We start from the raw sequence: 21,609 nt of genomic DNA, 5'->3' as shown, positions 1-21,609 counted from the left end.
CAACCCGTCCCCGCAAAAATGCCTTACCCCATCCGGCGCAAACGCTCGGCCTGGTGATATGTAACAAGCGCGGTTATGAACTCGCTCAAATCTCCCGCCATCACCTGTTCGAGCCGGTACAACGTCAGGTTGACACGGTGGTCGCTGACCCGGTTTTGGGGGAAGTTGTATGTACGGATGCGCTCGCTGCGGTCGCCGGTCCCCACCTGCGTCCGCCGCTCCTGCGCAATCGCTTCCTGCTGTTCCTGCTGCATCCGGTCCAGCAGCCGCGCCCGAAGCACCTTCATCGCCTTATCACGGTTTTTGTGCTGCGATTTCTCGTCCTGGCAGCTTACCACAATGCCGGTCGGAACGTGCGTAACCCGGACCGCCGACTGGGTGGTGTTCACCGACTGACCGCCTGGGCCGGTCGAACAGAAGACATCAACCCGAAGGTCCTTGGGATCTATATCCACATCCACCTCTTCCGCTTCGGGCAGGACGGCAACCGTTGCCGCCGAGGTATGAATCCGCCCGCTCGCCTCGGTATCGGGAACGCGCTGCACCCGGTGGACCCCGCTTTCAAATTTTAACTGACTGTAAGCTCCGCGCCCCTCGATAAGGACAATGGCTTCTTTTGCGCCGCCGAGGTCCGTCAGGCTGGAGCTCAGGATTTCCGCCCGCCATCCGAGCCTTTCCGCGTATTTCAGATACATCCGCAAAAGGTCAGCCCCGAATAGGGCGGCCTCTTCGCCCCCCGTACCGGCCCGGATCTCAATAATAACGTTCTTCTCGTCGTTGGGGTCCTTCGGCAGGAGAAGAACCTCCAACTGCCGGGTAAGGTTCTCCTTCTTTTCTTTCAGCGCCTCCAGCTCCTCCTCGGCCAGTTCCCGGAGTTCAAGGTCTTTTTCTTCCCGGAGCATGGTTTCCGCGTCCTCAATCTCCCGGACAACGTTCTTATAATACCGGTAGACCGTTACGACCGATTCGACTTCCGCCCTTGCTTTAACGTATTCCCGCCAGCGGGAATAATCGGACACCACCTCGGGATCGGCGATAATGCTTGTGAGCTCCTCGTAACGCTCCTCGAGTTTAGCCAGTTTCTCGAACATTATGCTCTCCTTCTTTCACCCGCACCGCTTCCAGCGCGGCCAGCGCCACTTCCACCTGGGAATCGTCCGGCTCACGCGTGGTCATCCGCTGGAGCCACAAACCCGGCGTAATCATCGCTTTGACTAACGGATTATGCATCCTGCACGCGCCGAATCTGTTCATCTCGTAACTGACCGCTGCGATTAACGGCAGCAGGATAATGCGGGATACTATACGCCACCACAAGACCTGCTTTCCCAGGAGCGAAAAGACAAAAATGCTGAGTACCAGCACCACCAACAAGAAACTCGTGCCGCAGCGCGGATGCAAGACCGAAAACCGGCGCACGCCGGACGGCGTTAGGTCGGCTCCGGCTTCGCAGGCGTTGACCACCCGGTGCTCGGCGCCGTGATAAGCGTAAACACGCCGTATATCCGGAATCAAACCGACCAGCAGGATATACAGCAGAAAAACCGAAAGTCGTATGACTCCTTCAATAATGTTCTGCCCCAGGCTTGAAGGCACCTGATCTCTCACGAGGTGCGCAAGTCCTGTGGGTATAATCACAAATAGAACTACCCCCAGACCGAGGCCTAAAAACAGTGTGGCCGCGATCTCCCAGCGGCCAACCGGATGCTCCTCCTCGCCTCCCACAGCTTGTTCCGCGGAATACGTCAGGGCCTGGATTCCTATCACCAGCGCATCATAAAGCACCATTACCCCCCGGATAAAAGGACGGCGCCATATTCGGTGGGCGCTCAAGCCCTTCAACGGTTCCCGCTTCACCACAATGGATTCATCCGGACGGCGTACGGCCACCGCCCAGGACCGGGGACCGCGCATCATCACGCCTTCGATGACCGCTTGCCCGCCGTACACTACTTCATCTTTTTTCACTTTACCCCCCGAGCTTTCTGAACGCGGTATGGAAGGCCGCTGCAAAACAGCTCCCTCCAGGCAACGACGTCCGATATTGGACTTCACGGGTCGGACCTGCTGGGAATCCTGTTACTTGTGGCTCCGTTCTTGTATTTCCGACAAAGATACGGTTGATTCACGTCTGGAGCCGCGCGGCTTATAAATCAGAGGTGAGAACTCGGAACCGACGACAGCCCGTACCCGGACGCCGTTCAGGAACCAACTTCCCACCTTATTTATATCCTGCAAAAACACTTCCGAGCCAAACGATACCTCATCCGGTCTTCGAGCCTCTGTTTCAGTGGTCTTGAAACGTTCCGGTAATGTTTGTATGGTATGGCTACATCCCGTATTTTTTACGGAAACGCTCCACGCGGCCTCCCCGTTCCGCAACAAACTGCCGCCCGGTATAAAAGGGGTGGCACTTGGAACAGACCTCCACGCGTAATTCCTGCTTGGTAGAGCCTGCCTCGAAGGTATTGCCGCAGGCGCAGACCACACGCGCCGGACCATACTTCGGGTGAATATCCTTCTTCATTTTTTTTGACACCTCCTAGAACAGGTTAAACAGTAAAATAATCTCCCGTGAACAAAAAACCGATGCTATTATAGCACAGGGTAAACCTCCCTGCAACGATATAACAACATCAGCCGCAGGTCACCGCGGTCAAGGTCATACGCCGGACTTCCGGCCCGGCAGGGGAAGTAACTCTTCATCGTCCCTAAATAAAAGCCCCGTCCGTCCCGGAAGGAAGGAGAGGCTTTTATTGCGTTACGGGAAGCGGTTACTTTACCTCTACTGTCGCGCCGGCATCAGTCAGCTTGGCTTTCACGGCCTCCGCCTCTTCTTTGTTGACCTTTTCCTTAACCGGTTTCGGCGCATTATCAACGAGATCCTTCGCTTCCTTAAGTCCAAGACCTGTAATCTCGCGCACAACCTTAATGACGTTGATCTTCTTGTCTCCCACCGCAGCCAGGATTACGTCAAACTCCGTCTGTTCTTCTTCCTGCGCCGCCGCGGGCGCTGCGGCAGCCGCCGGAGCGGCCACGGCCATGGGGGCCGCCGCGGTTACCCCGAACTCTTCCTCGAGCGCCTTAACCAGTTCAGCCAGTTCCACCACCGTAAGGCCCTTTATCGAATCCATAATTTCTGCTATCTTAGCCACTTCTGTTTCCTCCTGAATTATTAATTATTAAATATTAAACCTATGAGGCTTTCGCCTGCTTTTCCCGAACCGCCTCCAAAACGTAGACCAGGTTGCGCAGCGGGCCGTTCATTACGTTCACCAGCCCGTAAAGCGGCGACTTCAGGCCGCCGACCACTTTCGCCACCAGCACCTCATAAGGCGGCAGTTCCGCAAGCGTCTTAACATCATCCCCGGATAACACCTTGCCTTCGAGAATACCACCCTTTATCTCAAGAATCTTGAATTCCCGGATAAAGCCCGACAATATCTTGGCGGATACGGCAGGTTCGCCGTAAACCACGGCAAGGGCTACCGGTCCTTCAAGGAACTGGTCCATCCCTTCGATACCGGCGTTTTTCGCCGCAATCTTCACAAGGGTGTTTTTCGCCACCCTGATTGTGCTGTTGACCGCCCGCAGCCGGTTGCGCAGATCGCTTACCCTTGCGACGGTGATACCTTTGTAGTCGGCAATGAATACGGTTTTAGCCGTCTTCAACATTCCGGTGAGTTCTTCCACCATTTCTTCTTTGCGTTGGCGCGTTAGCACGTCCATACCACCCCCCTTCTCGGGAAGCCCGTTGGCAAACTTCACATAGTTTTGGCAGCGAGTTGGGTCTGGGTGCTCACATACCCGACCGGTACGCTCCACCCCATCCCCACCCCGGCTTTCGCGCTATGCTCGTTTCTAACGGCCTTCAAACTTTTAAATCAGCCGAAAATAAAAACGAGGCCTGTAGACATAAAGACCCCGTTGTTTCTCATTCAGGCCTCGGTTGGCAGCATATTGATGCTTTTAAGTCGGCGACACCAACTGTCTACAGCTTTCAGAAGCAGGATGCAGGAGGTCAGACTCGAAAAACTTCGTTGGCTCCAAAAACATCCCGATTCCGTTAATCGCTTTGACCGCTTGAGGCGGTGTTTTTCCTGATTACTTCTTTTAGGACACGACTTTCGAAAGGTTAACCTTTACCCCGGGGCCCATCGTTGACGAAACGGTAGCCCCCTTCAGGTATTGGCCTTTGGCCGCCGCAGGCTTCGCCCGGACCAAGGCCTCAACCAGAACCCGCAAATTCTCGACGAGCTTATCCGCTTCGAAAGAAACCTTGCCGATCGGGGCGTGTATAATGCCCGCTTTATCTACCCGGTATTCGATCTTACCCGCCTTTACCTCGGCCACAGCCCGTGCGATGTCAAAGGTAACCGTCCCCGTCTTGGGGTTCGGCATCAGCCCCCGCGGACCTAGTATACGGCCCACCTTACCGACCATGCCCATCACATCGGGAGTGGCTATGGCAACGTCAAAGTCAAACCATCCGCCCTGCACGCGCGCAATCAGGTCCTCCGCGCCGACAACGTCCGCTCCGGCGGCCTCGGCCTCCTTGACCTTCTCCCCGCGGGCGAAGACCACCACCCGGCGCGTCTTCCCGGTTCCATGCGGCAGCACGACCGCGCCGCGGACCTGCTGGTCGGCATGACGGGGATCAACACCCAGCCTTATCGCGGCTTCCACCGTTTCGTCAAACTTGGCGGTCGCCGTCTGCTTGACAAGCTCCATGGCTTCGGGCGCACCGTAAAGTACGGTTCTGTCCACCTTTTTCAGCGCGTCTGTATACTTCTTTCCGCTTTTCGGCACTTAAATACCTCCTTGTGGTCATAGCGGAGCAAGTTCCAAGCTCCTCCCACATCCGTAATCAGCCTTCGACTACTTCTATACCCATGCTGCGGGCTGTGCCCTCAACCATACGCATAGCCGCTTCTAAAGACGCCGCGTTAAGGTCGGGCATCTTCAGTTCGGCGATCTCCTTCACCTTGGACCGCGGCACCTTACCGACCTTCTTGGTGTTGGGCTCCCCGGAAGCGGTCTCAATTCCGGCCGCTTTCTTCAAGAGCACCGCCGCCGGCGGGGTCTTACAGACAAAACTGAAAGAGCGGTCCTCATAAACGGTGATCTCCACCGGGATTATCAAACCGGCCTGAGCGGCCGTCCGCTCGTTGTACTCCTTCACGAAAGCCATTATGTTAACTCCATGCTGGCCCAAAGCAGGGCCGACCGGCGGCGCCGGCGTCGCCTTACCGGCGGGAACCTGGAGTTTGACTATCGCCTGAACCTTTTTTGCCAATCAGCACACCCCCTTCTACACTATCTTTTCCACTTGCGAATAATCCAGTTCTATAGGCGTTTCGCGGCCAAACATCGAAACCGACACCTTCAGTTTGGCCTTCTCGGTATTTATCTCCTCCAATACCCCGATAAAGTTCTGGAACGGCCCCGACGTAACCCGGATCTTCTCTCCGGGTGTCAGGTCAATCCTTATCCTCGGGATATCACCTTCAGCCTGTTTGAGTATCTGTTCCGCTTCGGGCTCGGTCAACGGCACCGGCTTGTTGCCGCTGCCCACAAAACCTGTTACGCCGGGAGTATTACGCACGACGTACCATGATTCGTCCCCCATAATCATCTCGACAAGGACGTAGCCGGGGTATATCTTACGCTTGAGTATCTTTTTCTTTCCGTCCTTTATCTCAACCTCGTCTTCTTCCGGCACAACAATGCGAAAAATCTTATCCCCCATGTTCATGGAAGCGATTCTCTTTTCCAGGTTGGCTTTCACCTTATTTTCGTAACCGGAATAGGTATGTATTACATACCACTGTTTACTCATACTCAATCACGGCAGGGAGGCTTGCCCCTCCCTCACCTCCTTAAAACTTATCGCTCCCGTCAATAATCAAACCGCTTCAGCTTCATGATTTAATGATGAATTGCAGGACCCGGCTGAAGATGGAATCCGCAATCCAGATAATTACCATTACAATAGCCACAACCACTAGTACCACAGCGGTATAAATGGCAACCATACGCCGGGTCGGCCAGTGTACCTTCTTCATTTCCTGCCACGTCCCGGCAAAGAACTGCCTGACGGTCCTTATAAGCCTACCCGGATCCAGACTTTTCTTAGCCGCTTCTTTTTTAACAACGTCTTTTTTAGCAACGTCTTTTTTGGCGACATCACGCTTAAGGGTCCCCCGCCGGATCTCCTCGACCACCGCTCCCTTTGGCGTATCCTCGGATGGAGAACCTTTTATCGTCTTAACCTTTTTCCCCTTCTGCGTGGGTGCTGGTTTTTCCGCCTGGGTACGGCCCTTTTTCTCTTTCTTGGATTTAATGACGGCCATAATCCCGCCCCTTGCTCAATCTATTTTGTCTCCTTGTGCAGGGTATGTGTCCCACACCACCGGCAGTATTTCTTAAACTCAATTCTGCCCGGGTCGTTCTTTTTGTTCTTGCTCGTAGCATAATTCCGTCTTTTACACTGCGTACAAGCAAGCTGAATAACGATACGCACCTCAAACACCGCCTCTATTAAGGTAAAAAAAAGACGCGCTTCATACATTACGCCCTAAGTAATTTAGCACAAGCGCCGGCCGCTGTCAACTCTTTTCTTTCCTGCCCGCCGCCGGACTTCGATAAGGCCGGTTAGCGGTTGTACATTAATAATCATTGACACATCCAGGTAAATTATTCCGAACCTACGAACAAGCAGGAATTATGGTACATCGTATCGAAGTTTAATATGATTTGGCAGTATCCCAAACATGCGCCGTGAGACTTGTGACTTGGACTTCGGCGCCGCTGCCATGATCCTGTTTTCCACAGGATTCATCCTGCACCTTTTTGGGCCGGCTTAATTGTTAAAGAAGGTATCAGCGACCGTACGGCCGGTTCCCGGGCAGATTAGCAATCGGGGCAGCAGACGTTGTTGTATGCTAAGGAACCGGAAGGTGGCGCAGAATGTTTGAGGACCAAGAAAGAACAGAAATAGAAATATCGGCGGAAGGTCTCCGGTTTACAAATGAAATCAAGAACTTGGGCGCTGACGGCATTTTTCAGTGCAACCAGTGCGCTAAGTGTGCTGCTGCCTGCCCGCTTGTCCTGGCGGGTTTCCCCTTTTTCAACAAACGGGTCATCCAGGCGATTCTTCTGGGCACCAAGGAGAAGCTGCTGAGCGACGTTTCCATCTGGGCATGCCAGGCATGCAACCGGTGTACCCAGTTATGCCCCAGGGATGTCGACCCCTTCGAAATAATTCTTGCCGTACGCCGGGCCGCCGTGCAGGAATACGCGCTGCCGGCCATGGCCCTTGAAGGGATTAAGTCGCTTTACGACTTTGGACATGCGGTTTATCTGTCGGAAGCCGGCAACCCGAGGAAGAATCTCGGATTACCCGAAAAACCGCCGTCAACCCTTACGAACCCGGAATCGCTTCAGGAAGTGCGTGCCATAATGCGTAAAACGGTGCTGATCAACCTCGGGATTATACCCATGGGAGACACGGTTTAGGATGCCGTCGCACTGAAAGCTGATAGGTGATATTTCTATTGATTTATTTGTTTTACAACACTCTCTTAGAAGGTGCGTAAATGAAAGTAGGTTTCTTCATAGGCTGCAATACGGCTTTCAACCGGCCCGACCTCGAAAAAGCGGTGCGGTACACGTTCCCGGTGTTAGGCGTGGAACTCGACGACCTTGAGGGACAGTCCTGCTGTCCCACCTGGGGCACGATGCCCTCCATAGACCTGGTCGGCTGGTGCGCCCTCGGGGCCAGGAACTATTGCATCGCGGAAGAAAAAGGCGTCGATATGATTACCGTGTGCAGCACCTGTCACGGCAGTCTGGCCAGGACCGCGCATAAAATGAAAACACAGCCCAGGATCAAGGCCCGGGTGAACGAGCTTCTCAAGGAGATCGGCAAGGAATACAAGGGAACAAGCCGGATAAGACACGCGGTGCGTTATATCCACAAGGAAATCGGCCCCGAGAAAGTTAAGAGCCTGCTGAAACACAGGCTTGACGGGCTCGTGGTCGCAATCCAGCCCGGCTGCCTTTCTCTGTGGCCCGAAGTGGTCTTTCACGACCAGGAAGAGAACGCTTTCCACCCCAGGGTCCTTCGCGAACTATGCGAAGCGATGGGAGCAACGGCCCCGAATTACAAGCAGATGCTCGACTGCTGCGGTATGGGGGCCATGCGCAACACGGACATGGAGAAATCCTTCAGGCTCGTGGAACGAAAGCTGATCTCAATGAAGGAAGAGATCAATCCCGACCTGATCGTCACCGGCTGCAGTTCCTGCCTGATTCAGCTGGATACGGCGCAGGACTTCCTCCAGAAGAAGGGCCGGATCTACTTTGAGATACCGGTGCTCCATTACATGCAGCTCCTGGCGGTTTGTCTGGGCGCGGACGCGAAGCTCACCACGAGCTTGTCGCGGACTGACGTGGACGCGGTCGTCGACAGACTGTACGGGAACAAACGGCTTTACACCGCCCGAAGATAGCGGCGCAGAACCTCTTAACGCAGGAACCGAATGACTTCGCGGAATCGACCCCTGAAACGGACAGCACACCGCACACCGGCCTATTCTTTCATTATATTCATACGACGAAAACCGCCGCCTTCAGTTCGAAGAAAGGACCGTGGAATCCCGTCAGGGTTCTTCTGCTGTACAGGGCCGACGAGAACGGGATAATCTTTCACACCGGAAAGTTCAAGGACCTGCACAGGCAGTTGTCTAGCAATCCGAACGTGGAACCCTGCTTTAACAACTTCCGGAAGGGACTGCAGGTCCGCCACCAACTTCGAACCCAAGACGTACATTGAGTATGATGAGGGTGTTTTTGCGCCGCTTGTTTTACTGCGAGAGTTGAGTCGTTAAGCGAAGATCATATTTGCCCCACCAAAGCCCAATCCCTGGGAATGCCCGGATCACCCGGCTGCCAGCCCGCGGGCGCGCCGAGCCCCGTGGACGCCGTGAATTGAAGGGCCTCAAGAATGCGGATTAATTCATCCGCGTTTCTTCCTACCGTACCGGGATACTTGCAGAAGTACTTCACCAGTTGTTCTTTGGGGGAAATAATCACCGTGGTGCGGCTCGCGGTGCCTGTTACCGGATTATATGCACCGTAGCATCGCGAGACAGCGCCGGTCTGGTCGGAAAGCAGGGGATACCGCACCTTCTTCGCCGAGGGTGAAGTTCGCGCAAATATCTTGTGGGAGTAAACACTGTCGGTGCTGATACCCAGCACTTCGGCGCCGAGTTTCTTGAATTTGTCGTACCGGACAGCCACGGCTGCCAGTTCCGTCGGTCAAACAAAGGTAAAGTCCGCCGTGTAAAAGAACAGCACCACCCACTTGTCACGCAGGGCTGACAGCTTTATGCGCGCTCTTTCTCCCCGGAAATATGCCTCCGCCGTGAAATCGGCGGCCGGCTGGTCCAGCGGTATCGGCTCCCGGACCAGACAGGTTCCCGATAGAATTTCGGACACGCTCCACACTTCCCTATAGCCATTTTATCCCATCTTATGTAGGGACAGGAGCTTAGGTGCGTAGGATGCGTCTTTCTTGTCCCCTTCACTCTCTCCTTCCTTATCCACCCGTACTATATCCGCTACTGACCGGGGAACGAGAATCGGCGGCCCCCGGTTTTTCGTGGCCGCGGCGGCGTTTCAATTATCCCGTTTGGAGGCCTGCCCGTCCATCCCGTGCAAGCCGCGCTTCTTTTCGCGCGCCTCGGTCTGACAGCGCCTAAAATAAGTGACGTACTTAACGTTCGGCGGCATTGTAAGCATTTGCGCGTACCCGTTCAGCAGCAAGTCGGCGTTTAGCAGGTGGTTGCGGATTTCTGCGTCGCTGATTTCAGCCGGCGGGATCAGCCAAACGTACGCAAGCAGCCGCCCGTATCTGTCCCTTTCCTGAACGTCAACTTCCAGCCAGACCCGCCGGTCCAATATCCGTGAACGGGTGTATTCTGCCGCTTCTTTCCCGTATGGTTCCTCCGTCTTCGGATGCCCTGTCTCCGGGGTATCGATCCCGGTAAACCGAACCTTTTTCACAAGGCCGCCTGCTATTCTGATGTACGACGTATCGCCGTCAACCACCCTGGTCACGATACCCTCAACCAGTGTTGCCGGCAGTTCAGCCTGCTGTCCGGCATTCCGCGAATCAGGCCGCTTCGCCGTGGAGTGCTGTGCGGCCGGCCCGTCTTGCGGGGTGTTTGATGGCCTGTCCGTCGTTTCATTCCTTGTGCCGCAGCCGCATAGGACAAAAATACTTACGATGACTGCAAAAAGAAAGCGCTGTTTCATCATTGCCTCTCTTACAACAAATCTCTTATCCGGCCGGCCTTGAACGATTCATCACCGCGGCGGGCCGGCCCGGCAGAAAGAGCGCCAGAAAGAGGCCGATTGCCGGAAAAACAATCATTACGTGAAATATGGACGGAAGCCCCCAGTGGTCGGCAACCCAGCCCAGAAGAGCCGCCCCCGCCCCGCCCGCGCCGACGCCGAAGCCCATCATCAGGCCGGAGGCCAGTCCGACATTGTTGGGCAGCAGCTCCTGGCCGAAAACTATGGTCACGGCAAAAGTTGATATTACGGCAAAACCGGACAGTGCCACTATCAGTACCGTCCAAATCCCGCTTGAGTGGGTAAACAGATACAAAAACGGAACCATCAGGGCCATGGAAGTAACGAGCACGGTTTTCAGGCCCCAGCGGTCAGCCGCAGGCCCCCCGGTAATGGTGCCGAACGCGCCCGCCAGCAGGAACAAAGAGGTGAGGAAGGCGGCATACCGCTCGCTATGGTGAAGGTAATGCACATAGTACTGGGGTAAGAAAGTGACCATGCCGAAGTGGACCCAGGTCCGCATGATAATAACCAGCACCAAAAGGACAACAGCGGCAATCAACCTTACTTTGCTCATCCCGGGGTTTTTTCCTGCATCCCGGACCGCTCCGGTTGCCGGAGCCGGCGAGGCGGAGCCGGCGCCGGCGGACTTGACGGCGGGAAGGAAAAACAGAAGCGTAAGCGCCATTATCCCGTTCAGGGCAAAAAATCCCGCAGAACCGGCCAGGCCTTTCCACCCGAAGAAAAGGGTGGCCAGTATGGGACCTGCCGCAAAGCCGAAATTCCCCCCCACGGAAAAGACGGACATGCCCGAGGCCTTGCGCGGACCGCTGGCAAAACGGGTGTATTTCGAGCCTTCGGGGTGGAAGGCCGCCACACCCAGCCCGCTGATTAACGCCGCAATCAGCAGGAACGGGTAATTTGGGCTAAAACCGGTAAAAGCCATGCCCAACCCTGCCAGCAGGCAGCCCAGAGGGATCAGCCAGGCGGCCCGGAAGCGGTCGCTGAACATTCCGAATAAGGGTTGGATGACCGAAGAGCTTAGATTAAAGGCGAGCATCGCCAGGCCTACCTGCATCTGATTCAAGCTCAGTACAGGCTGCAGAAACGCCAGCATCATCGACAGCGCCCCCTGGTTGACGTCGGTGACGGCATGGCCCGCGCCCAGGAGGGCGAGTATTTTTTTGTTCATCAAATTTGGAACACCTTCTCCTTCCAAATAAAACTTTACTTATTATAAATCCTGTAACCCGGAAATAACTATTACTCCTTACCGTCGTCCGCTTTTCATGCAGGTTCCGGGAATTTAGCCGATCGGCTTTTGAGGGCAAGGCTTGTTGGCATGAAGAAGGGATTTCTGATATTCAGAGGTGATTTATATGGCGAGCACCGAAACCATCCGTATAGGCAAACGCGGGACGGTGGTTATTCCCGCTTCACTACGCCGGGCTTATAATCTGGATGAAGGTTCTTTTCTTGTGGCTGAACCGCGCGAAGAGGGCATTTTGCTTCGGCCGGGGCGCACTTATAGAAGGTTTATGGACTGAATCGCCCTTTTAATTTACATTTATATTAACGACAGTATTATGGTAAGAGGAGGTTTAGTTTGATGTCGGATGTGGTTGTCTCCAGTAAGTACCAAATCGTTATTCCGGCTGCGGTGCGGAAGTCTCTTGGGATCAAGAAAGGGCAGCGCCTGCACCTTATAATCAAAAACGGGAGCATCAAATTGGTTCCGAGCGTCCGTCTTGCCGAAATGCGCGGCTGCCTGCGCGGGATGAGCACAGATGTGGCGCGGGACGAGGAGGAACGGTTTTGATTCTCGTAGACTCGTGCGGATGGCTCGAGTTTCTTGCCGACGGTCCGCTTGCAGAGGAATACACACCCTATTTTTCCCAGCGGGAGGAGATCGTCACACCTTCCATCGTCATTTATGAAGCAACCAAAAAGATTTCACGGGAAGAAGGTAAAGAAAAAGCCCTTTTTATCGCCGCCCAAATGCAGCAGACAAAGCTCGTTCCTTTTGACGACCGCTTGGCGCTTGTTGCCGCCGATGTATCTCTTCGGTGGGATCTACCTATGGCCGACGCGATTGTTTACGCTACCGGTCTGGAATGCGGCTGCAAGGTGGTTACCAGCGATCATCACTTTAAAGAATTGCCGGGAACCATCTTTACTGGTACTTAAGCGGCATTTAGCATATATCCCCGGTTGAACCGTGTCAGCGTAGGCGTCCCTCCCCCGGTACTCAATTAGAGTTTTATGCTGCTTTATACCGTTAGTAGATATGCAATATTTGCACAAAAACATATCCAGGCCGGCAAGTTGAGCGCCGGGACACCCGTCAGCGTCCGCGGGAATTCTAACTGCCGGTCTGTTGTCAGATGAACCGCCTTATGATAGTTCCGGCTAAAAACGGGGCTGACGCAAGAGTCGGCTCTTTTCTTGCAGCGGTGAAAAAAACGGTATTGCCGGTATCGTCCGGCGGTGCTATTATGTCACTAGGTAAACCAAATTGGTGCATTAGTTTACCTGTGTATTTCCAAGTTCCTGTAGTAAATATCTTTTAATTAATTGATTTGATAATCTTCTCTCGTGAGAGAAAGGGAATGGACATGAAAAAGCGGGTTGCCATGGTGCTGGTGGTTTTACTGCTCACCGCGGGGGGATACTGGGGCTACCTTAACTACCTGGACCGGGACACTTCGGCCATTGAAGCCACCGGTACCGTCGAGGCCGTCACGGTGGACCTGAGCGCCAAAATTCAGGGGACCTTGAAATCCGTTACCGTTAAGGCCGGCGACACCGTGTCCAGGGGGCAACTGGTGGCGGAGCTTTCCCGTAACGACCTGGCGGCTCAGCGGGAGCGGGACGCCCTGGCCGTGTTAAAAGCCGAGGCCGCTCTGGCCGACCTGCAGTCCGGGGCCCGGGACCCGGAGATTCAAGAGGCCGCCCTGGCGCTCGACACGGCCGGAGTGAATTGTGAACAGGCTTCCGCCGATTATGAACAGGCTGCCACCGATTATGCGCGGCTGGAGTCCCTTTATGAGGCGGAGGCCATACCCCAGTCCGAGTACGAAAAGGCGGCCAACATGCTGGAAAACGCGGCCAACAGACTGAAGCTGGCCGAGAACCAGGTCGAGGCGGCCCGGGCCAGGCTGAACCTGTTGGAGTCCGGCAACCGGCCCCAGCAGATTAACGCCGCGCGGGTCGAGGTTGAGCGCAGCAAGGCGGTTTTAAAGGCCACCGAGGCAATGTTGGATGATCTGAAAATCACCTCGCCCCTTGACGGCAAAGTGCTGTCCCATAATTACGAAGAAGGCGAGTACGTCACCCCGGGCGCGCCGGTGATAACCGTTGCCGACCTCTCCGATATGTGGATCAAGGTATATATACCCACCGATGACTTGCCGCACATCAGGCTGGAGCAGCGGGTCACCTTCACCGTAAGCGGCGAAACCAGGATTTTCTCCGGCAAAGTGGAGGAAATCGCCTCCAAAGGGGAATTCACCCCCAAGACCATTCAGACCAAGCAGGAGCGCGCCAATATTGTGTTCGGCGTCAAGATCAGGGTTGAAGACGCCGACGGCGTGCTGAAACCCGGCATGCCCGCAGACGTAGTATTTAACTGACAGTCGGGGGAGTATCATGATTAAGGCGGTAAAGCTCACTAAGTCCTTCGGCGCCGTCCAGGCGGTTAACGAAGTGAATATCCACGTGGGAAAACAGGATATTTTCGGTCTGGTGGGTCCCGACGGCGCGGGCAAGACCACCCTGATGCGCATGGTGTGCGGGCTTGTGGTCCCCGACGCCGGGGAGGTCAGGCTGATGGGCGAGACGCCGGGCAAATTGGAGCGGGCCCGGGAAAACCTGGGTTACATGCCCCAGCGGTTCAGCCTTTACGGAGACCTGACAGTGATGGAGAACATCAACTTCTTCGGCTCCATGTACTGCCTGGACCGGCAAACAATCGCCCGTAGGGCGGATGAAATACTGGCACTGACCGGCCTGATTGATTTCAAGAACCGGTTTGCCGACAACCTGTCCGGTGGGATGAGACAAAAGCTGGCGCTTACCTGCTCCTTGGTGACCAGGCCGGCCCTCCTGGTGCTGGATGAGCCCACTTACGGCGTGGACCCCGAGTTCCGCAAGGAATTCTGGAAGATCCTGTACCGCCTGAACCGGGAGGGTATGACCATCCTGGTTTCCACCCCCTACATGGACGAGGCGGAACTGTGCGGCGTGGTGGCCTTTATGGACCGGGGCCGGGTGACGGCGGTGGACTCGCCTGCCGGCCTGAAAAAAAGCTTCCGGTCCCGCGTGCTGGAAGTGCGGGTGGATGTCCGGGACCCGGAAATGTTCCGCGGCCTGGCCGAAACGCTGGACTACTCCTTTTATGGGGATAAGTACCGCGTGGTGGTGGATGACGTGGCGGCCGGCCGGCAGGCCGTGGAGCGCCGCCTGGCCGACAAAAACGCCCCCGGCGCGATCATCCGGGAAATACCCCCCACCATGGAAGACGTCTTCATCTCCCTTGCTGAAAAGGAGGTGGTCTGATGGAGTACGCGGTGACTGCCAGTGAACTGACAAGGGCTTTCGGCAGTTTTATCGCCGTGGACCGGTTAACGTTGAATATCAGGCCGGGGGAAATATACGGTTTTATCGGACCCAACGGCGCCGGTAAGTCCACCGCGATCCGGATGCTGTGCGGCATCCTTGAGCCCACCTCCGGTACGGGGACCGTGCTGGGACACGACCTGGTGCGGGAAACCGAGGAAATAAAAAAAAGGATCGGCTACATGTCCCAGAAGTTCAGCCTCTACGAGGACCTGACCGTGGAAGAAAACCTGAATTTTTACGCCGGCCTCTACAGCGTGCCGCGCCGGGAGTGCAAAGACCGGGTGCGGGAAATGACGGCCATGGCCGGGCTGACCGGACGCGAGCACGAGCTGGCGGCCAACCTCAGCGGCGGGTGGAAGCAACGGCTGGCCCTGGGGTGCGCCATTATTTCCCGGCCCGCCATCGTATTCTTGGACGAACCCACCAGCGGGGTCAGTCCCACCAGCCGGCGGATGTTTTTCAACATTATCCAGCGGATGGCCGCCGCGGGTACCACGGTGATGGTGACCACCCATTTCATGGACGAGGCCGAGTACTGTGACAAGATAGCCTTTATTTCTTCAGGACGGCTGATGGGCGTGGATACTCCCGACAACCTGAAGAAAAACGTTATCGGCGGGCACCTGGTGGAACTGGAACTTTCCGATGCCATGGACCGGATTAACGACATCGAAAGACTGCCCTATGTTCAAGAGTGCACCGTGCACGGGCCGCTGCTGCACGTGCTGCTGGAAAGCGAATCCCGCCGGCCGTCACTGATGGAATTCACCGGGGCCGAACCCCGGCCCGTCACACCCTCGCTGGAGGACGTATTCATCGCTCTCGCCCGGCGGAAGTCGGCGGCGGATTCGTGACTCGACTCAAAAAGGAAGGTGCGGGTTGATGAGCAGGATACTGGCCATCCTTTACAAGGAATTCCTTCAAATGCGCCGGGACCGGATGACCCTGGGGTTAGTCTTCATGCTTCCGCTGGTGCAGTTGTTGCTTTTCGGGTACGCCATTCAGACCGAGGTGAGGCATATTCCTACGGTGGTCTTCGACCAGTCGCTTTCACCCGAAAGCCGGGATTTGCTGAATTCCTTCAGCGCCTCGGGGTACTTTGACATCACGTCCGCAGCGGGAAGCTACGACGAAGTGAACGGGACCATCGACAGCGGGAAGGCCAAGGTGGGGATCGTATTCCCGCCTGACTTCGCGCGCAGTATCAAACGGGGCGCCCCCGCCCAGGTGCAGGTAATTGTGGACGCCAGCGACAACATGGTGGCCAACCAGGCCATAGCCGTCGCCAACTCCATCGGTTTAATCAAGTCCCAGGAGATCCTGGCCCAAAAGAAAGCCATCGCCGGTCCTCCTTATGACGTCAGGGTACGGCCGTGGTACAACCCGGACGGCATCACCGCTTATTACATGGTGCCGGCCATTTTAGGGATCATCGTCACCATGACCATGGTAATGATGACTTCCATGGGCATCGTGCGGGAGCGGGAAAGGGGTACCCTGGAACAGCTCATCGTAACCCCGGTCAGACCCTACGAGCTGATGATCGGCAAGATCCTGCCTTATATAGCCCTGGGATACCTGCAAATCACCGTGGCGCTGCTGGTGGGGGTAATCGTGTTTCACGTGCCCATCCGGGGAAGCTTGCTGGAGTTGTACCTGCTGACCCTGTTTTTTATCACCGCCTCACTGGGGCTGGGGATCCTGATTTCCAACGTCGCCAAAACCCAGATGCAGGCATTCCAGATGTCCTTCTTTGTCTTTCTGCCCAGCATAATGCTTTCCGGGTTCCTGTTCCCCCGGGACGCCATGCCGCAAATCATATACTATCTCGGCAACCTTATTCCCCTGACTTACTATCTGGATATAATCAGGGGCATAGTGCTGAAAGGCATTGGATTTCCCTACCTGGTGGGGCAGGTCGCCTCGCTGCTGGTATTCTCGCTGGTGCTGCTGACCCTGAGTATATTGAAATTTAAGAAGAGGATTGCGTGAGTATTCACCGCGTTCAACAAGGTGGTGTTACGTTTTTGAATAAGAAGGAACAGATTATCACGGCCCTGGCGGAACTGTCCCGCACCAGGGGTTTTTACCGGGTTACCGTGGACGAGTTGGCCGCCCATGCAGGAGTAAGCAAAAGGACCATTTACCGTCACTTTCGGAGCAAGGACGAGATCGTGGAAGTCCTGTTGGAAAGATTCATGAATCAAATGACCGGTAAAATCGAACAGACAATCAGTTCCTCTGAAAGACCGGCCGATATATTCTCCGGGGTGATCAGTCTGGTCGTTCAACACGGCCGCTCCATGTTGAACCCGCTGGTACTGGATGACCTCAGGCGTCACTACCCGGAGTTGTGGAAGAAGATTGAGCGTTTCCGGGCGGAAAAGATCCAGCGGAATGTCGTAGAGTTGCTGGCGGGAAAATACGAGGGAAAAGGTCTGCGGGAAATAGACCCCAGGATCGTGGGGGCGGCTTTCTTGGCTTCCGTACAGGCGGTGGTGAATCCCGAATTTATATTGAGCAACAACCTGTCCTTTGAAGATACGGTTAAACAACTGATCGGGCTTTTCATGTCCGGCATCATTGACGACCGCCCAAGCCGCGCTGCAGAGTAAGAGGCGTGACAAGGGACAGGAGACTGAGGGAAAGAAGAGAACCGGTCCTGACATAGGCACCGGTTTTACTGTTACCATTATTCAAAGGGACTTGTTTTGACGTCTAGACAGGAATGGGGACTACTACAGCGGGTTAGCTGATTGATTTATCACACGGTCTGCCATCCCCATGACACTCATAGTAAGCATAGCTTGTGTTTATTCCTTGCATTACCTTGGTTATTATATTGTCGCCTTCGCCGACAACCAGGTGTACATGGTTATCCATCAGACCTTAAGCTAACGGTGGGCGCTGTCAACTCCCGTTCGGAACTTTCACCTAAAGTTATCTCCATGCCGGGAATAGAGAAAAAGGGACTGGCTCTAAAGTAGCCAGCCCTCTTTTTACTGAGTTGCTTACTACAATCTCCTTATTTTATCGGCTAGACTTGCTGCCATTTTCTCTCCTCCGAACATTTTAAGAGCGATTTTGAGATCTTCAGCGATCTTTGGCAAGTTCTGCGCATCGATCTGATCAGGTTTGATGCCTAGTCTATTACATAAGAATATAATTGCTCCTTTGGCTATTGTCGGGCCTATTGCGGGTGCCAGAATTGCTTCAATTTGCTGGGCCATTGAGCTTGCCATAGAACCGCACTCCTTTCTACTTTCCGAACTTCAGAAGTTTTATGCCTGCAAGCAGGATCAGAATTGATCCGATTGTGTATGATAAGCTTTCGAACCATTTCAGCGAGAAAGCTTCGTTAAAACCAAACTGTGTTCCATGCCCGAAATACCTGAAGAATGCGCCCAATGCGGACAAGAGCACCCCTATGGAGACCAAATTGACAAATTTGCCGACCTGACCGCCGAAATCGCCCTTGGCTTTATAAAACATAAGAGTTGCTATAAAGAAACATGCGGCAATGATGATCTTAAGTAAAGGGTTGAAGAAACTGATATCGTAATTGAACATTAGATACCCCCCCTGAAGATTCTTGTAGCTTCCTTCAGCCGTGTAGAGACTCTAATTGCTATGATTAATGCTACTATAGCGAACAGCAGGAATAATAAGCTTTCGCCCCACTTCCAGGCGACCAGCTTATCCCCTCTCCATCGGAAGGCCAGCGCGAGTGTACCAAATAAACTGGTTGTTGCTAGTAATCCCGTGATTTTCTGGAGTTCGCCGCCTAACCTAGTTCTGGCCACCAGAAAAACTAAGGTCGCACAGAGGTAGATTAGGGCTACCAGTTCCTTTAAAAGCGGGTTAAGAAAACTTTCCTTATAGTTTAAAAGATCCACTCAACTTCCTCCTTACTCTAAGGAATTAAATTTTTACGTTCAGAAAATATGTTTGATTGTTATATTTCTAGCCCCCCCTTTCCATAACAGGGTATTTCACGGAATGAGTCCTCTTTTTTATAACATGGTTATCGAAATACCCCGATCCCCGTAAAGTATATCGGTATCTTTCAATCGCCTCTTTAATTTTTAGGCAAGACAATAATATAAAGAACGGCATCCAATTAATGTTAGAATCTTGCCGGTAAAGTGTTTACATACTCCGCAGATAAAGGGCTTTACTATTACAGAGACAGGAAAAAGGGGAATGGGAAATGCTTTACCCGTGCAGTACAACGGCCGGCTGGCTCTTATCGGCTTGAGTGGACTGATGATAATCATAATCCGTGCTCACCCGCACGGATTCTTTCTCAACAACGTAATCATAATAACGGCGGTTGTCGGGCGTTCTTTCCAGACCGTACAAGTTCCAGGACCATCTGACGCGGACGGCCTTCTCGATGAGGAAGTCGCGGCCTCTAATCAACGGCGGCGAGGGATTCCACACCTGCAATTCTTCCCCGTCGCTAAAACGGATTGCAAGCACGTCATTCTCCCATTTGACTTCAGCCGCGCGGTGAATGTTGTCGTACGGCCTCCCGAACCACTGGCCGTAGATCTGCAACAACCCGGTGATTCTCTCCAAATTGGCCCTTACGAACGTTTCAGGCGTCATCATAATCACGGTGCCTTTCCACAAAGAAGCATACCCTTGCTTGTCCTGTTAGTAATGTCAGGGGAATGTCAGGGGGACGGTTCCTCTGACAACGCTAAAGCCGTTTTAAAACCGCCCTGCGAACAACCTCACGGTTTATTCCCAGCACATCCGCTATACGCCTCAATGACAGGTCAAATTCTTTGCGCAGCAATTCTATTAGTTCATCCCGGTAAGTCTTATTCTCGTGCAGTTTCAAATCCTTTATTTCCAACTTGCGTTTTTTTAGGTATTTACCTATAAACAACTGCACGTTCTCCTCGGTAATTCGTTTTTTGTCCTTGATATCGAGGAAGAGTCCCCCCGGCTCTTCTTGATGAAACTTCTTAAAATCGTCAACGGCTTTTTCTCTATTATCGGAGAACATACTCAATATCTCGTCTGCCGCGACCAGGCTTGCGTTTTCCTTGAAGTATTCATGGTAACTGCTCCATGGGTAGGTCTCCGCGCTGCCTATGCCTGCTTTCTCCGGATTTAAATGAACGTACCGGATAACCCCGAGTAAATAGGCGTCGTCCTCAACGCTTTCGCTCCGGTACCGGTCTTGGAATACATGGCCTACCCGTTTGTATTTCTTATTGAAATAGTAGGCGTAACTGGTCCCGATACGTTTTAAGGTCTTTGATAAAAGATCCTTTCCCTCCCTGAGAACTAAGTGCAGGTGATTGTCCATCACGCAATACGCGTAGACCGTAAAACGGTCAGCGCCCTGTTTCTCCGAAATAACGGCAACGATTCTGGCCTTATCTTCATCATCGATAAAAACATCCTTCCGGTTGTTTCCCCGCAGCATAATGTGATAGGTTTGTGTTTTGGATAACACCCTGGCATGTCTTGGCATTTTACCACCTCGGCCAAGATATTATCATAGTCCGCTGACTGTTGTCAACAGAACCGTCCCCATGACATCCCCGTCACCGTCCTCTTCCATCGGGATACTTGCTTCCCTTGAGACTAAAAGCCACCTTCTTGGGGAAACGGCGTCAATCTGGTCGCCGGCGAGGAGGTTGGGGTACTGAGCAAGCATTTCTTGCAACAATGATTCCGAGTCATAGTCCTGCTCCCTCATCTCAATGAGCTGTCCGTTGGTGTCAATCAAGTATATACCGCCGTTCATAATGCCCTCCTTGACATCCCGTTAAGGCGTAACCTGAGGAAACAGTCCGCGAAATCGATTTTTAATAATGCTTAAAGCGTGATGGGTCCAGCTAAATCTTCCTAAAATGTATTTGATAAGTAGCAGCACATCGTTTACATTCGAGTGCTACAAAGTTGTAGCAGCACATCGTTTACATCCAGGGTAGTTTGTAGTCGATAACCGTGACCTCGTGGCCCTGGCAGTCAACGATAAGAACTTGTTCTTTGACATATATAGTTGCGGTCACGTATTCATACACGACACTTCTATCAAGGCGAAAGCGCTCAGTAAAGATGTCGAGCATCACATCGCTCCTGATGAAGCGGATCAGCTTGACCATCCCGGAAGTTGGTGGCTCCTTCGGTACAAAGGTTTCGTGCAGGAGTCGAAGACTACAGCCCGAAGCCTGCAGCGATTCGTCCGGGGTTTTACCCGACAGAACGCTATAACGATAATGTTGATTGTGAAAGGCCTCAAAGCTTATGGTCTCGGCACGAAGCGCCGCCAAACTCTCGAAGCGCTGGGTACGAAAGAAGGTCTTATCCCACACGTCGTTAAACTTCTCGATCTCTGGATTGCGCCACGGTTCGGAAACCGGGATAAATACCGGTGTTATGCCTAAGTTAAGGCAACACCTGATCACCAGACCGAAGCTTCTAGGATAACGATTTGCACCACGCAAGGCCTGCTGGTTATCAAGCTGCACGTACCTGGGCATACCGAGGCGTTGCCAACTTACCATGAGCGATTGGGCCAGAACGTCGTCGCGCTTACTCTCAGTTACGTTCACGGCCACGCGATGCGTCGCATAATCAAGCACATTGAGGCTGTAGAAGCGTACT

Annotated in this window: 30 protein-coding genes and 1 pseudogene; 11 read left to right on the top strand and 20 right to left on the bottom strand. The window is 53.8% G+C overall.

Annotated elements, in window-relative coordinates; all coding sequences use genetic code 11:
• Positions 1–23: 23 nt before the first annotated feature.
• The 10 genes from prfA to rpmG form a co-directional block, all read right to left on the bottom strand.
• Complete coding sequence (gene prfA, locus AB1500_08080) at positions 24–1,091, bottom strand: peptide chain release factor 1 (protein ID MEW6183119.1); 1,068 nt, start codon at positions 1,089–1,091, stop codon at positions 24–26.
• Complete coding sequence (locus tag AB1500_08075) at positions 1,072–1,968, bottom strand: DUF1385 domain-containing protein (protein MEW6183118.1); 897 nt, start codon at positions 1,966–1,968, stop codon at positions 1,072–1,074. Before AB1500_08075 ends, prfA begins: the two co-directional genes overlap by 20 nt.
• 361 nt (positions 1,969–2,329) lie before the next feature.
• Entirely contained in the window at positions 2,330–2,527 is a 198-nt protein-coding gene (gene rpmE / locus AB1500_08070; protein ID MEW6183117.1) for a 50S ribosomal protein L31, read from the bottom strand.
• 247 nt (positions 2,528–2,774) lie between these two features.
• A complete protein-coding gene (gene rplL, locus AB1500_08065) occupies positions 2,775–3,155 on the bottom strand; it encodes a 50S ribosomal protein L7/L12 (GenBank protein MEW6183116.1) in 381 nt (126 codons plus the stop codon).
• 40 nt (positions 3,156–3,195) lie between these two features.
• The gene (gene rplJ / locus AB1500_08060) at positions 3,196–3,729 is read right to left on the bottom strand and encodes a 50S ribosomal protein L10 (GenBank protein MEW6183115.1); all 534 of its coding nucleotides are present in this window, start codon (positions 3,727–3,729) and stop codon (positions 3,196–3,198) included.
• Between the two features lie 384 nt (positions 3,730–4,113).
• Positions 4,114–4,809: a 50S ribosomal protein L1 gene (gene rplA / locus AB1500_08055; protein ID MEW6183114.1), complete on the bottom strand. Its 696-nt coding sequence runs from the start codon at positions 4,807–4,809 to the stop codon at positions 4,114–4,116.
• A 58-nt stretch (positions 4,810–4,867) separates the two neighbouring features.
• Complete coding sequence (gene rplK, locus AB1500_08050; protein MEW6183113.1) at positions 4,868–5,296, bottom strand: 50S ribosomal protein L11; 429 nt, start codon at positions 5,294–5,296, stop codon at positions 4,868–4,870.
• A 15-nt stretch (positions 5,297–5,311) separates the two neighbouring features.
• Positions 5,312–5,839 carry a transcription termination/antitermination protein NusG gene (gene nusG, locus AB1500_08045; GenBank protein MEW6183112.1) on the bottom strand — a complete coding sequence of 176 codons (528 nt, stop codon included), beginning with the start codon at positions 5,837–5,839 and terminating at the stop codon, positions 5,312–5,314.
• Positions 5,840–5,921: 82 nt separating this feature from the next.
• Positions 5,922–6,353 (bottom strand): preprotein translocase subunit SecE, encoded by a 432-nt coding sequence (gene secE / locus AB1500_08040; GenBank protein MEW6183111.1) that lies wholly within the window; start codon positions 6,351–6,353, stop codon positions 5,922–5,924.
• Positions 6,354–6,373: 20 nt separating this feature from the next.
• A complete protein-coding gene (gene rpmG / locus AB1500_08035; protein MEW6183110.1) occupies positions 6,374–6,523 on the bottom strand; it encodes a 50S ribosomal protein L33 in 150 nt (49 codons plus the stop codon).
• Positions 6,524–6,969: 446 nt separating this feature from the next.
• Here rpmG and AB1500_08030 point away from each other — a divergent pair, with 446 nt between their 5' ends.
• The 3 genes and pseudogenes from AB1500_08030 to AB1500_08020 all read left to right on the top strand — a co-directional run bounded on the left by AB1500_08030 (position 6,970) and on the right by AB1500_08020 (position 8,806).
• Entirely contained in the window at positions 6,970–7,518 is a 549-nt protein-coding gene (locus AB1500_08030) for a 4Fe-4S dicluster domain-containing protein (GenBank protein ID MEW6183109.1), read from the top strand.
• 80 nt (positions 7,519–7,598) lie between these two features.
• A complete protein-coding gene (locus AB1500_08025; GenBank protein MEW6183108.1) occupies positions 7,599–8,513 on the top strand; it encodes a CoB--CoM heterodisulfide reductase iron-sulfur subunit B family protein in 915 nt (304 codons plus the stop codon).
• Positions 8,514–8,662: 149 nt separating this feature from the next.
• Positions 8,663–8,806, top strand: a pseudogene (locus tag AB1500_08020) (pyridoxamine 5'-phosphate oxidase family protein).
• 92 nt (positions 8,807–8,898) lie between these two features.
• Here AB1500_08020 and AB1500_08015 read toward each other — a convergent pair.
• From AB1500_08015 to AB1500_08005, 3 genes are all read right to left on the bottom strand, one after another.
• Positions 8,899–9,501, bottom strand: a complete 603-nt coding sequence (locus AB1500_08015; protein ID MEW6183107.1) for a peroxiredoxin — start codon at positions 9,499–9,501, stop codon at positions 8,899–8,901.
• Positions 9,502–9,681: 180 nt separating this feature from the next.
• Entirely contained in the window at positions 9,682–10,323 is a 642-nt protein-coding gene (locus tag AB1500_08010; GenBank protein ID MEW6183106.1) for a thermonuclease family protein, read from the bottom strand.
• A gap of 22 nt (positions 10,324–10,345) precedes the next feature.
• On the bottom strand, positions 10,346–11,551 hold the full coding sequence (locus AB1500_08005; protein MEW6183105.1) for an MFS transporter: 1,206 nt from the start codon (positions 11,549–11,551) through the stop codon (positions 10,346–10,348).
• Between the two features lie 187 nt (positions 11,552–11,738).
• Here AB1500_08005 and AB1500_08000 point away from each other — a divergent pair, with 187 nt between their 5' ends.
• From AB1500_08000 to AB1500_07965, 8 genes are all read left to right on the top strand, one after another.
• A complete protein-coding gene (locus AB1500_08000; protein ID MEW6183104.1) occupies positions 11,739–11,906 on the top strand; it encodes an AbrB/MazE/SpoVT family DNA-binding domain-containing protein in 168 nt (55 codons plus the stop codon).
• A gap of 62 nt (positions 11,907–11,968) precedes the next feature.
• A complete protein-coding gene (locus AB1500_07995) occupies positions 11,969–12,178 on the top strand; it encodes an AbrB/MazE/SpoVT family DNA-binding domain-containing protein (GenBank protein MEW6183103.1) in 210 nt (69 codons plus the stop codon).
• A complete protein-coding gene (locus AB1500_07990) occupies positions 12,175–12,546 on the top strand; it encodes a type II toxin-antitoxin system VapC family toxin (protein MEW6183102.1) in 372 nt (123 codons plus the stop codon). Before AB1500_07995 ends, AB1500_07990 begins: the two co-directional genes overlap by 4 nt.
• Positions 12,547–12,974: 428 nt before the next feature.
• The gene (locus AB1500_07985; GenBank protein MEW6183101.1) at positions 12,975–13,991 is read left to right on the top strand and encodes an HlyD family efflux transporter periplasmic adaptor subunit; all 1,017 of its coding nucleotides are present in this window, start codon (positions 12,975–12,977) and stop codon (positions 13,989–13,991) included.
• A gap of 16 nt (positions 13,992–14,007) precedes the next feature.
• Positions 14,008–14,916: an ABC transporter ATP-binding protein gene (locus tag AB1500_07980; protein MEW6183100.1), complete on the top strand. Its 909-nt coding sequence runs from the start codon at positions 14,008–14,010 to the stop codon at positions 14,914–14,916.
• Positions 14,916–15,833: an ABC transporter ATP-binding protein gene (locus AB1500_07975; GenBank protein ID MEW6183099.1), complete on the top strand. Its 918-nt coding sequence runs from the start codon at positions 14,916–14,918 to the stop codon at positions 15,831–15,833. The genes AB1500_07980 and AB1500_07975 overlap by 1 nt, the downstream gene beginning before the upstream one ends.
• A 28-nt stretch (positions 15,834–15,861) precedes the next feature.
• Positions 15,862–16,971 (top strand): ABC transporter permease, encoded by a 1,110-nt coding sequence (locus AB1500_07970; protein ID MEW6183098.1) that lies wholly within the window; start codon positions 15,862–15,864, stop codon positions 16,969–16,971.
• A gap of 35 nt (positions 16,972–17,006) precedes the next feature.
• Positions 17,007–17,594 (top strand): TetR/AcrR family transcriptional regulator, encoded by a 588-nt coding sequence (locus AB1500_07965; protein MEW6183097.1) that lies wholly within the window; start codon positions 17,007–17,009, stop codon positions 17,592–17,594.
• A 399-nt stretch (positions 17,595–17,993) separates the two neighbouring features.
• On the opposite strand, the gene AB1500_07960 is transcribed toward AB1500_07965, so the two are convergent.
• The 7 genes from AB1500_07960 to AB1500_07930 form a co-directional block, all read right to left on the bottom strand.
• On the bottom strand, positions 17,994–18,221 hold the full coding sequence (locus tag AB1500_07960; GenBank protein ID MEW6183096.1) for a hypothetical protein: 228 nt from the start codon (positions 18,219–18,221) through the stop codon (positions 17,994–17,996).
• Between the two features lie 16 nt (positions 18,222–18,237).
• On the bottom strand, positions 18,238–18,549 hold the full coding sequence (locus tag AB1500_07955) for a hypothetical protein (protein ID MEW6183095.1): 312 nt from the start codon (positions 18,547–18,549) through the stop codon (positions 18,238–18,240).
• A complete protein-coding gene (locus tag AB1500_07950) occupies positions 18,549–18,875 on the bottom strand; it encodes a hypothetical protein (GenBank protein ID MEW6183094.1) in 327 nt (108 codons plus the stop codon). The genes AB1500_07955 and AB1500_07950 overlap by 1 nt, the downstream gene beginning before the upstream one ends.
• Before the next feature lie 319 nt (positions 18,876–19,194).
• Entirely contained in the window at positions 19,195–19,593 is a 399-nt protein-coding gene (locus AB1500_07945) for a hypothetical protein (GenBank protein ID MEW6183093.1), read from the bottom strand.
• Positions 19,594–19,684: 91 nt separating this feature from the next.
• Entirely contained in the window at positions 19,685–20,470 is a 786-nt protein-coding gene (locus tag AB1500_07940; protein MEW6183092.1) for a transposase, read from the bottom strand.
• A 24-nt stretch (positions 20,471–20,494) separates the two neighbouring features.
• Positions 20,495–20,728 (bottom strand): hypothetical protein, encoded by a 234-nt coding sequence (locus AB1500_07935; protein ID MEW6183091.1) that lies wholly within the window; start codon positions 20,726–20,728, stop codon positions 20,495–20,497.
• A 190-nt stretch (positions 20,729–20,918) separates the two neighbouring features.
• On the bottom strand, positions 20,919–21,609 hold a 691-nt coding region (locus AB1500_07930; protein MEW6183090.1), incomplete at its 5' end, for a transposase.

Source organism: Bacillota bacterium (genome assembly GCA_040755295.1).
Classification (GTDB): domain Bacteria; phylum Bacillota; class Desulfotomaculia; order Desulfotomaculales; family Ammonificaceae; genus SURF-55.
This window is presented reverse-complemented; position numbering and strand designations above follow the sequence as displayed.

What these genes read in the sequence shown, in the direction of transcription:
- prfA (MEW6183119.1), bottom strand. Translation starts at nt 1,091, where the DNA reads ATGTTCGAGAAACTGGCTAAACTCGAGGAGCGTTACGAGGAGCTCACA.
- rpmE (MEW6183117.1), bottom strand. Translation starts at nt 2,527, where the DNA reads ATGAAGAAGGATATTCACCCGAAGTATGGTCCGGCGCGTGTGGTCTGC.
- rplJ (MEW6183115.1), bottom strand. Translation starts at nt 3,729, where the DNA reads ATGGACGTGCTAACGCGCCAACGCAAAGAAGAAATGGTGGAAGAACTC.
- nusG (MEW6183112.1), bottom strand. Translation starts at nt 5,839, where the DNA reads ATGAGTAAACAGTGGTATGTAATACATACCTATTCCGGTTACGAAAAT.
- secE (MEW6183111.1), bottom strand. Translation starts at nt 6,353, where the DNA reads ATGGCCGTCATTAAATCCAAGAAAGAGAAAAAGGGCCGTACCCAGGCG.
- AB1500_08030 (MEW6183109.1), top strand. Translation starts at nt 6,970, where the DNA reads ATGTTTGAGGACCAAGAAAGAACAGAAATAGAAATATCGGCGGAAGGT.
- AB1500_08025 (MEW6183108.1), top strand. Translation starts at nt 7,599, where the DNA reads ATGAAAGTAGGTTTCTTCATAGGCTGCAATACGGCTTTCAACCGGCCC.
- AB1500_08010 (MEW6183106.1), bottom strand. Translation starts at nt 10,323, where the DNA reads ATGATGAAACAGCGCTTTCTTTTTGCAGTCATCGTAAGTATTTTTGTC.
- AB1500_08005 (MEW6183105.1), bottom strand. Translation starts at nt 11,551, where the DNA reads ATGAACAAAAAAATACTCGCCCTCCTGGGCGCGGGCCATGCCGTCACC.
- AB1500_08000 (MEW6183104.1), top strand. Translation starts at nt 11,739, where the DNA reads ATGGCGAGCACCGAAACCATCCGTATAGGCAAACGCGGGACGGTGGTT.
- AB1500_07995 (MEW6183103.1), top strand. Translation starts at nt 11,969, where the DNA reads ATGTCGGATGTGGTTGTCTCCAGTAAGTACCAAATCGTTATTCCGGCT.
- AB1500_07985 (MEW6183101.1), top strand. Translation starts at nt 12,975, where the DNA reads ATGAAAAAGCGGGTTGCCATGGTGCTGGTGGTTTTACTGCTCACCGCG.
- AB1500_07980 (MEW6183100.1), top strand. Translation starts at nt 14,008, where the DNA reads ATGATTAAGGCGGTAAAGCTCACTAAGTCCTTCGGCGCCGTCCAGGCG.
- AB1500_07975 (MEW6183099.1), top strand. Translation starts at nt 14,916, where the DNA reads ATGGAGTACGCGGTGACTGCCAGTGAACTGACAAGGGCTTTCGGCAGT.
- AB1500_07970 (MEW6183098.1), top strand. Translation starts at nt 15,862, where the DNA reads ATGAGCAGGATACTGGCCATCCTTTACAAGGAATTCCTTCAAATGCGC.
- AB1500_07960 (MEW6183096.1), bottom strand. Translation starts at nt 18,221, where the DNA reads ATGGCAAGCTCAATGGCCCAGCAAATTGAAGCAATTCTGGCACCCGCA.
- AB1500_07955 (MEW6183095.1), bottom strand. Translation starts at nt 18,549, where the DNA reads ATGTTCAATTACGATATCAGTTTCTTCAACCCTTTACTTAAGATCATC.
- AB1500_07945 (MEW6183093.1), bottom strand. Translation starts at nt 19,593, where the DNA reads ATGATGACGCCTGAAACGTTCGTAAGGGCCAATTTGGAGAGAATCACC.
- AB1500_07940 (MEW6183092.1), bottom strand. Translation starts at nt 20,470, where the DNA reads ATGCCAAGACATGCCAGGGTGTTATCCAAAACACAAACCTATCACATT.